The sequence below is a fragment of the Mucilaginibacter sp. genome (assembly GCF_041663085.1).
Lineage (GTDB): Bacteria > Bacteroidota > Bacteroidia > Sphingobacteriales > Sphingobacteriaceae > Mucilaginibacter.
Genome location: NZ_JBAZRC010000040.1, coordinates 22,145 through 31,101, shown reverse-complemented (window position 1 = coordinate 31,101; position 8,957 = coordinate 22,145). Strand labels below are relative to the sequence as shown.

The 8,957-nt window shown below is 43.1% G+C and carries 11 protein-coding genes; 8 read left to right on the top strand and 3 right to left on the bottom strand.

The window, feature by feature from the left end; all coding sequences use genetic code 11:
* From WC615_RS09995 to WC615_RS09965, 7 genes are all read left to right on the top strand, one after another.
* A partial coding sequence (locus WC615_RS09995; protein ID WP_372977959.1) for a lysophospholipid acyltransferase family protein occupies positions 1–641 on the top strand: 641 nt, incomplete at its 5' end.
* Entirely contained in the window at positions 616–903 is a 288-nt protein-coding gene (gatC, locus tag WC615_RS09990) for an Asp-tRNA(Asn)/Glu-tRNA(Gln) amidotransferase subunit GatC (RefSeq protein ID WP_372977958.1), read from the top strand. The genes WC615_RS09995 and gatC, both read left to right, overlap by 26 nt.
* A gap of 132 nt (positions 904–1,035) precedes the next feature.
* On the top strand, positions 1,036–1,275 hold the full coding sequence (locus WC615_RS09985; protein WP_372977957.1) for a hypothetical protein: 240 nt from the start codon (positions 1,036–1,038) through the stop codon (positions 1,273–1,275).
* On the top strand, positions 1,265–1,600 hold the full coding sequence (locus tag WC615_RS09980) for a type II toxin-antitoxin system RelE/ParE family toxin (RefSeq protein WP_372977956.1): 336 nt from the start codon (positions 1,265–1,267) through the stop codon (positions 1,598–1,600). Before WC615_RS09985 ends, WC615_RS09980 begins: the two co-directional genes overlap by 11 nt.
* 101 nt (positions 1,601–1,701) lie before the next feature.
* Entirely contained in the window at positions 1,702–2,469 is a 768-nt protein-coding gene (locus tag WC615_RS09975; RefSeq protein ID WP_372977955.1) for an ABC transporter ATP-binding protein, read from the top strand.
* Positions 2,470–2,472: 3 nt separating this feature from the next.
* On the top strand, positions 2,473–3,288 hold the full coding sequence (locus WC615_RS09970) for a helix-turn-helix domain-containing protein (RefSeq protein ID WP_372977954.1): 816 nt from the start codon (positions 2,473–2,475) through the stop codon (positions 3,286–3,288).
* A gap of 66 nt (positions 3,289–3,354) precedes the next feature.
* Complete coding sequence (locus WC615_RS09965) at positions 3,355–5,007, top strand: serine hydrolase domain-containing protein (RefSeq protein ID WP_372977953.1); 1,653 nt, start codon at positions 3,355–3,357, stop codon at positions 5,005–5,007.
* Positions 5,008–5,013: 6 nt separating this feature from the next.
* Here WC615_RS09965 and WC615_RS09960 read toward each other — a convergent pair whose 3' ends face one another.
* A complete protein-coding gene (locus tag WC615_RS09960; RefSeq protein WP_372977952.1) occupies positions 5,014–5,637 on the bottom strand; it encodes a hypothetical protein in 624 nt (207 codons plus the stop codon).
* A 137-nt stretch (positions 5,638–5,774) separates the two neighbouring features.
* On the opposite strand from WC615_RS09960, the gene WC615_RS09955 reads away from it, so the two are divergent.
* A complete protein-coding gene (locus WC615_RS09955; protein WP_372977951.1) occupies positions 5,775–6,995 on the top strand; it encodes an ABC transporter substrate-binding protein in 1,221 nt (406 codons plus the stop codon).
* 86 nt (positions 6,996–7,081) lie between these two features.
* On the opposite strand, the gene WC615_RS09950 is transcribed toward WC615_RS09955, so the two are convergent.
* Both WC615_RS09950 and WC615_RS09945 read right to left on the bottom strand, forming a co-directional pair.
* Positions 7,082–7,873, bottom strand: a complete 792-nt coding sequence (locus WC615_RS09950; RefSeq protein ID WP_372977950.1) for a hypothetical protein — start codon at positions 7,871–7,873, stop codon at positions 7,082–7,084.
* 37 nt (positions 7,874–7,910) lie between these two features.
* Entirely contained in the window at positions 7,911–8,915 is a 1,005-nt protein-coding gene (locus WC615_RS09945) for a chitinase (RefSeq protein ID WP_372977949.1), read from the bottom strand.
* Between the last annotated feature and the right edge of the window lie 42 nt (positions 8,916–8,957).

Below are 8,957 nucleotides of genomic sequence, written 5' to 3'. Positions count from 1 at the left end.
ATAAATACCTTAACCGTTTGCGCCGTGTTTGGGGCATTGTGAGTTCGTTTTGTGTGGGGATGAGGTATCATTATCACTTTGAAGCACCTATCGACTGGAATAATACCTACATTATTTGCCCCAACCATACCAGTAACCTTGATATTACCGCCATGAGTGTTCTTGTAAAAAGCAATTGCTGTTTTATGGGAAAGCAGGAGCTGCAGGAGGGGATAGTTACCCGCCTTTTCTTCCGTACAGTTGATATCCCGGTTAACAGGGAAAGCAAGATGGCATCTTTCCGCGCGTTTAAAACGGCTATGGACAGGCTGGAGAAAGGTATTACTGTAATTATATTCCCCGAGGCTACCATTCCAGATCATTACCCGCCCAATTTGCACCAGTTTAAGAATGGGCCTTTCAGGATGGCCATAGAGCTGAAGGTGCCCATTATACCGGTAACATCTGTAAATACCTGGAAAATTTTCTGGGACGATGGCAAGAAATATGGCTCTAAACCGGGTGTATGTGATATATTTGTACATAAGCCGATTGAAACGGCGCATTTAACGATTAATGATGCCGATGCCCTGCGCGACCAGGTGTACGACATTATCAGTAAAAAGATTGAAGAACATGACCATAGACAAACAAACGGTTGATAAAATAGCCCATCTGGCCCGCCTTGAACTTGCCGCAGGCGAAAAGCAGGCCATCATAAAAGACATGAACAAGATACTGGGCTTTATGGACAAGTTAAACGAAGTGGATACCACCGGCGTTGAACCCCTTGTGTACATGACTGCCGAGCCGAATGTTTTGCGCGAGGATGTGGTAAAACAGGAAATCACAACCGAAGAGGCCCTGCTAAACGCACCCGACCATGACGAAAGCTACTTTTTAGTGGAGAAGGTGATAAAATAGAGCCAAGAAGTCAAGACATAAGAGTCAAGACGAGGACAAAATCTTGATTCCTGACTCTTGATATCTTTTACATTAAAATAAGGGCAGAGTAATTGCTGTGAAACTTAATTAACAATTTGTAAATTTGTTATCATGACAACACTGACTGTAAATATCGACAATAAAAAATCTGAAAAAGCGATAAAAGCTGTTTTAGATGCGCTAGGTTTAGATTACAGTATAGATCAAAATTCAAGCAATACACAAAGAGCTTTAAATAAAGATGAGCAGCGCGTTTATAAGAATTTAAAAAGTTCGATAGGTCAAATTAAATTACACCAGGAGGGGAAAATCGAGTTGCGCGACGCTAAACAACTGCTCGATGAGCTATAAAGTTAAAACTACATCAACCTTTGATAAGGAAGTTAAAAGAATAGCTAAAAAACACAAGACGCTAAAATCGGATCTTTCAAAGCTGATTGATGAATTACTATTAAATCCTACAACAGGCACTGATCTTGGACAGGGGATTTATAAAATCAGGTTAGCTATTTCCGGAACAAACAAAGGGAAATCTGGTGGCGCAAGAGTTATTACATACGTTGTTTTTTTGAACAAAGTAGTTTACTTAGCAGACATATACTTAAAGAACGAACACGATACAATCGATTCTAATCTCATCATTCAACGACTAAAAGATGAAGGACTTATTGAGTAAAGCAAAAGACAAAATCTTGATTCCTGACTCTTGATATCTTTTATCTCTTCGCACTGTAACATTTCATACCACTTTGCTGTCAAAGTAACAAAAAACGGAACATGCCAACAGCTATCACAAAGCAAGAGCCTCTTATTATCATTAAAGATATCGGTCGTAAATACGTTATCGGGTCTGAAATTATCCACGCGATAAAATCGGTATCCCTTACTATTAATAAAGGCGAATTTGTGGCGTTGATGGGGCCTTCCGGTTCGGGTAAATCAACATTAATGAACATCCTGGGCTGTCTGGATACCCCAACCAAAGGCGAATACATACTTAATGGCATCAACGTTAGCCACATGACGGATAACGACCTGGCCGAAGTGCGTAATACCGAGATCGGTTTCGTTTTCCAAACGTTTAACCTTTTACCGCGTAACAGCGCTTTAGATAATGTTGCCCTGCCGCTGGTTTATGCAGGTATCAGCAAAGAGAAACGTAACGATAGGGCTAAAAAAGCTTTGGAGAACGTTGGTCTTGGTAATCGTACCGATCACCGCCCTAACGAATTATCGGGCGGGCAGCGCCAGCGTGTAGCTGTAGCAAGGGCTTTGATAAACAATCCCTCCATTATCCTTGCCGATGAGCCTACCGGTAACCTTGATACCAAAACATCAATAGAAATTATGGGCCTGCTGGAGGATATCCACGCAAAAGGCAATACCATTATATTGGTTACCCACGAAGAAGATATTGCTATGCACGCCCACCGTATTGTGCGCATGCGCGATGGTTTGGTTGAGAACGATTACGTAAATGAAAACATAGTAACCGTTAGTAAACGCGAGCCTGCCCCCGAAGCCGATATCAATCTGGAAAAATAAGTTTTGGAAAACTTAAAAACCGGTAACTTCTTTGGGCAAACCAATCAAACCATTAGCCTTGATTTTGCCACCATTACCGATACTGAGTACACCCATGATAAGGTAGACTGGCATTACCATGATACCGCCTATTTTACCTTTATATTAGATGGTAAGGTAATAGAGGGTAACAAAAAAGAGGTTTACAATTGCAGTGCCGGCACCTTGCTGTTTCACAATTGGCAAGACCCGCATTACAACATCAAACCAAAAGGCTATACCCGAGGCTTCCACATCGAACTACATGAGGACTGGTTTAACGCTTTTAAGCAAGGCCATGATAATCTGCAGGGCAGTTTTGAAGTCGCATCGCCCGATGTAAAATTTTTATTCTACAAGCTTTTCAAAGAAACCAAAATAAACGACGGCCTAACACCCCTGAATACCGAAGCTATGTTGCTGCAAGTATTAGGAGAGATGCAGGGCATCCGGCTTACTGATAGCGCGCAAAAGCCGGCATGGGTATCAACAATAAGAGAGAGACTGCATGATGATGTTGCCCGGAAATTTACACTGACTGAACTCGCCATTGTGTTAAATGTGCATCCTGCGCACCTTTCCCGCGATTTTTCCAAATATTTTGGCTGTAACCTGGGCGAGTATATCCGTAAAATAAGGGTTCAGCGTGCCTTAAGCCTGATGCCCAACACAAACCTGTCATTAACTGATATTGCACTGGCCTGTGGTTTTGCCGATCAGAGCCATTTTACACGTAGCTTTAAGGCGTTCAATGGCGTAAATGCCATGCAGTACCGCCAATTATTAAGCGGCAAACGTTAAATACGTTCTATTTTGCACCGGCCCAATACGGCAAATTTGCAGCAGATATTTAAAATATACCTATATATGAAACGCTTATTCCTGCTCACCGCTATATCCCTTTTTACTACAGCTACCCTTTTTGCACAAGTAGCCGATATTGTACCGGCCGACCCGATAACCCTTCCCATCCATAAAGCAAACATTGGCCGCATCATTTTCATGACGGATACCATCCCTGCTGCTAAATGTACCGAAGCTGACATTTTAAAAGAGCTCACGTTAACTTCTGAAAGTAACCTGAGCATGCGGGCTTTTATGGAGACCTCGTTAACCAATTACCAGCACCGGTTAGCGCCAAACTTAACGGTTGAGCAGCTTAACCAAGGCAATTACCAGTTTACTTTTTATGTAGACGGGAAACAGCTATACCAGGAAAATTTGCATAAAGGTGCAGGTTACGCCCGTAATAAAAATGGCCGCACAACCTTAGGCATCAAGTTGATCAGCACGCTGCACGAGGATATGTGGTCGAGATACCTGTTCACCCGTTTTATGGTTAGGGGTGGTGGCGAAGATGCGCTGACTACCGGTACTCATGTTATCAAAATAGAATTACGCCCTTATGTAAGCATCCCTGATGTAAAGGTGGGGGATATCATCGCACAGGGCGAACTAAAGGTGATTATCCCAATCATAGAGGTAAAGCATAAAGCCATCCAACCTATAGCCCCCAATAGCGGCTGGGCGGTATCGACAGAAACCTATAACAAGCAGCTGATAACCGATCTGAACGAAAAGATATTGCAGAACAAGTTCAAAAACATCAGCGGCGTTGTGGTAATAAAGAATAACAAACTGCTGATAGAAGAATATTTTAATGGCAGCGGGCGCGATTCACTGCACGACCCACGATCTGTAGGTAAAACATTTGCATCAGCTGTAACGGGGATTGCCATTAATGATGGATTCATCAAAAACGAATACCAAACCCTAAACCAATTTTATGATCTTAAAAAGTTTAAAAACTATTCGCCTAAAAAAGACAGTGTGACGCTAAAAAGCCTGCTCACCATGAGTTCGGTTTTTGATGCCAATGATAACGACGATGATTCGCCGGGGAACGAGAATAATATGTACCCTACACCCAACTGGGTGCAATTCGCGCTCGACCTGAAAACCGACAGCTCGAAACAGGCCTACGAAAGCTGGAATTACTTTACTGCCGGTATAGTGGTTTTGGGAGATGTTTTAAACAAGTCGGTACCCGGTGGGTTAGATAAATATGCAGATGCCAAATTGTTTAGGCCTTTGGGTATCAGTAAATATAAATGGGTGTATACCCCACAAAATGTACCCAGCACAGCCGGCGGCATCCAACTGCGCGCTGTCGACTTTGCCAAATTTGGGCAGATGTATAAAAATAAAGGCGTTTGGAACGGTAAGCAGATCATCCCGCAAAATTGGGTAGAAAAATCGTTCACCAAGCAGTTGGCCCTACCTGCCGATGTAGTTGGCCCTGGTTATTACGGTTACCTGTTTTGGAACAAAACCTACACCATAAACAATAAACCTTACGAAACCTGGTATTGCACCGGCAACGGCGGCAATAAAATATTTATTTTTAAGGATGTACCACTGGTTATAGTAGTTACTGCAACTGCCTACAACGAAGGCTACGCCCACGCGCAGGTTGATAAAATGATGCAGAATTACATTTTACCCGCGGTATTAAAATAACCCCGTTTAACACTTTAGCTCGGCCAGCCTTGCTACAAAATCGGCAAGGTAAAGGGCGTTCTCCGGGGTGATAGGCTTACGGTTACCGATGATGAGGGTATGTTCAAATATCTCTACCACAAAATCGGTCTCTTTAATGGCCATCATGGCGTCCCTAAACTCCTGGGTCATGGCAAGCTCGGTTTTGCGCTTATCGTCGGTAAGCACATAGAAGCGGTCGCTAAAGGGTTTGTCTTCTTTAAAATCAAGCTCAACCGGGAATATGATCTCGCGGATCTTATCAATTATGGTCTCTGTGCGGATAAACACCCGGCCAAAATTGCGTTTTAAATAGGCGAGGGCCCAGGGCTGGTACTCGGTATAGTGCCCGGGGTTTGGTTTTGGTGAGGCATGGTAAGTATCCATATCCACAAACAAAAGGTAACTGTCGCCGCATTGGTTTTTTATAGCGAATACGTCGCGCAAGTTAACAGCTTTGTGGTGGTTCAGGGCCTCAAACTGCTCCAGCTGAAAATCGATATAACCGGGTACCTCCACGCGGAATTCTTCTTTTAATGCCTGGTAAGTAGCCTCAAAAGCTTCGGTTTCGGTATCAGGCAGCCCTGTAGTGTCAAGTAAAGAGTTATTCATTGCAGTAAATAAAAATTCAGACTAACTATATGGTTGGATGTTACAGCTAAACGCAAATTCAGTATTGAATTTGTTACGTCTAAAACTAAATCCTAAATTAACTGTATTTTGCAGAACTAAACACGTTTGCAACAAAAATGAAAAAAATATTACTACCTGTTATCGCGCTGTTAATTACGGCGTTTGCATTTCAATCCTGTAAAAAGGCAAAAGTAGTTACGCTGACTAATGCCATTAATGTACAGGGCTTATTCTCATTAGATACAGCTGCCAATTGGTCATCATTGGGGATAAATTCAAGGGTTGCTGTACAGCTTGCCGAAGATGATATCAATAAATATTTTGCAGATAAGAACCTGCCTTACAGCATTGCCATCAACGTAACAGATACCAAGTTAGATGCTGCTACTGCTGCTGCGCAGTTTACTACAGCTAAAAACTCGGGCATCCATTTTATTATTGGCCCGCAAAGCAGTGCCGAGCTTGCTGCCATAAAACCTCTTGCAGACGCATCTGAAGTGATTGTGGTAAGCCAAAGCAGCACAGCAGGCAGTTTAGCCGTAACCGGCGACGGGATATTCCGTTTTTGCCCGTCAGACAAAATAGAGGGTGCAGCCAGTGGTAATACTATTTACAATAAAGGGGTAAAAGGGTTGGTAACCGTTGCCCGCGATGATGCCGGGAACAAAGGCCTGCAAACCGCTGTTGGTGCTGCATTTACAGCAAAGGGCGGCGAGGTTAACGCAGTAACCCCTTATGCCGCTAACACTACTGATTTTACTGCTGTTATAGCCGATATTAAAGCTAAAGTAGCCAGCCTTACTACAGCGCATGGCGAAGGTAATGTAGCGGTGTACCTGGCGTCATTTGATGAAACACCCGAACTGTTTAAAGCAGCAGCGTCCGAGCCTTCCCTAGCCGCTGTGAAATGGTATGGTGGTGACGGTATTGCTTTAAATGCGGTACTTATAGCTGATGCCACCGCGGCAGATTTTGCGATACAAACCGGCTTTTTTGCACCATCGGTTGGTTTACCTGCGGCATTGCAAACTAAATGGCAACCCGTAGCCGACCGCATAAAAGCCAAAACAAACCTGGATGTTGATGCATTTGCATTGGCCGCCTATGATGCGCTTTGGGCTATAGCTTACACCATTGAAGCTAACAATGGCGATGTAAGCAATTTTGCCAAACTGAAAACAAGCTTTGTAGAGCAGGCAAATACACACAAAGGCATTAGCAGCGATGCTGTGCTTGATGATGCCGGAGACCGCGCAAGTGGCACATTCGACTACTATGGTATTAGAAAAACCGGGGCTAAATATGAATGGTATCTGGTTGGAAAATCTGACGAATAGATAATTCGGTGATGGTGCCGAATTGGAAACTATTAAAAAAGGGAACCGGGCTTGCGCATAGTTCCCTTTTTACATTATACAAGCTTTCATTCCCACCACTTCGCGTTTTCAATCTGTTTGGCTTTTGCCGATACAGCCGAAGTACGATAAGCATCTCGTAGAGTTTGCCATCCGGCCGACAGGTATTTATCATTGGGAGAAAATTCGCCTGCGCCAATATCAAAGCCTTGTGAATTCGGGATACGGTAATCACCCCAGTTGCATCTTTTAACCAATTTGTTGTTGTGACTTACCCATTGGCCTACAAACTGGTTATTTGAATAACCATCGGCATTTTTATCAATATCGTCGTAGTGAACAATGTTATTTTTATCCGGATAAAAACCTGTGCCGAATGTCCCTTTAAATACACCGGCATGTTCTTGTGTTGCTGCTTCCGCCAAATTATAGTTGCCAATCAGCAAATATTGGCCTTTAATGCCTTTGCCTTTAAGTTCGTTATCTACCCCGTAGGATGTTTGTTTGTATTTACGGATATTTGTTATCTTAATAGTCCCGCGAAATTCATCGATGTTATTTTTAACCATCGATTTGCCGTAAACATTATAAGTATCCGGCAACGACGGATTTTTTGTTATGGAGATGATCTTTATGCGGATTCGCTGAAAATTATCACCAATAAAACCATATACCATGGCATTATCAGTTACAGTGAATAGCTTTGAATAATCATATCTGATAAACTTTTCTTTTAATTCTACGGAGGAAATATAAGTGCTGCTCAAATTTTCATTCCTGAATTTTTCAGCTTCGGTTTGCGCGAATGTGGATCCTAACCGGAAAGTAATTATTATAAGTGTGAGTAAAGCTTTATTCATTTGTATGGTTTAAATGAATAAAGCTAACCAATTAGCGCTAATATTTATAAGGTTCCATCTTTCCGCAGCTACAAGCGCAGTTATCATCAATAGCGCCCAGCTTTTTCAGGAAGAACTGGTAAAAGCCTATGCGGTCTTTCATGCTGTAATTATCATCGCCTTTGTTGCATTCCAGGTCACCGTTTACAATCAGTATGGTCATGCCAAAACCCGGGGTGCGGCCTTTTGCTTTATCTATGGCATTAGGCTGCCATTTACCAATCATTACATCATGTGCCGATGGTTTGTGGGTTTCGGGTGTCATCCAAAAATAAATAGCGGTTTTAAAGGCTACAACCGCATCGGTCTCTACCAGCCCGGGGTTATTTAATAGTACTTTCTTGTCGCCAAAAATACAATCAGATGCATAGCCATAGTTGCCGTTATAGCTTATCTGCATAGGGCCGCGGCCATAATATTTTTGCCCTTTAACAGGTGGGTACTCATCGCTGTCGCTTACGTAGTTCAGGCTGGTGTTATCCTCGTGTATCAGCATCAGGCCGTCGGTATAGCTTTCGTTACGGCCATGGCGGGTTTCGTGCGCTATCTGGGCAAAAAAGGCAGCCAGTTCGCGTTTGTTACCAGCGGCGTCTTTTTCGGTGCAAAAGTTACCGTAATCTACCGTATAGGTACTGTCCGGTTTTACTTTGGCCCATGCTTCGTTCCAATCGCCGTCCTGGCGCACTGTAACGGCTTTGCCGGTGCTTTTATCGGTGCGGATGAATTGGTATACCGATACCGCGCGGCGTGTAACCTGCACCTTTATTTGAGCCAGTTCGTTCACGGCTTTTATAAACGCCTGATAGGTGTAAAACTTGTCTCGCTCGGGGAACAGCGCGTTAAACTGCTGTTCGGTTAAAAATTTGGAGAAATCAGCCCTTGGTTGAGGCGCGGGTGGGGCTACTTTTTGCGCTGTATTGCCGTTACTGCATTTAAAGCTTAGTAATGCTAAAGTAAATAAACATATAAGTGCGGCCCTTCCGGATGATATTATGGGTTTCATATTTTCTAAATAATATATTTGAACAAAACACGATATGCAAGT

What these genes read in the sequence shown, in the direction of transcription:
- WC615_RS09975 (WP_372977955.1), top strand. Translation starts at nt 1,702, where the DNA reads ATGCCAACAGCTATCACAAAGCAAGAGCCTCTTATTATCATTAAAGAT.
- WC615_RS09980 (WP_372977956.1), top strand. Translation starts at nt 1,265, where the DNA reads ATGAGCTATAAAGTTAAAACTACATCAACCTTTGATAAGGAAGTTAAA.
- WC615_RS09965 (WP_372977953.1), top strand. Translation starts at nt 3,355, where the DNA reads ATGAAACGCTTATTCCTGCTCACCGCTATATCCCTTTTTACTACAGCT.
- gatC (WP_372977958.1), top strand. Translation starts at nt 616, where the DNA reads ATGACCATAGACAAACAAACGGTTGATAAAATAGCCCATCTGGCCCGC.
- WC615_RS09985 (WP_372977957.1), top strand. Translation starts at nt 1,036, where the DNA reads ATGACAACACTGACTGTAAATATCGACAATAAAAAATCTGAAAAAGCG.
- WC615_RS09950 (WP_372977950.1), bottom strand. Translation starts at nt 7,873, where the DNA reads ATGAATAAAGCTTTACTCACACTTATAATAATTACTTTCCGGTTAGGA.
- WC615_RS09955 (WP_372977951.1), top strand. Translation starts at nt 5,775, where the DNA reads ATGAAAAAAATATTACTACCTGTTATCGCGCTGTTAATTACGGCGTTT.
- WC615_RS09960 (WP_372977952.1), bottom strand. Translation starts at nt 5,637, where the DNA reads ATGAATAACTCTTTACTTGACACTACAGGGCTGCCTGATACCGAAACC.
- WC615_RS09945 (WP_372977949.1), bottom strand. Translation starts at nt 8,915, where the DNA reads ATGAAACCCATAATATCATCCGGAAGGGCCGCACTTATATGTTTATTT.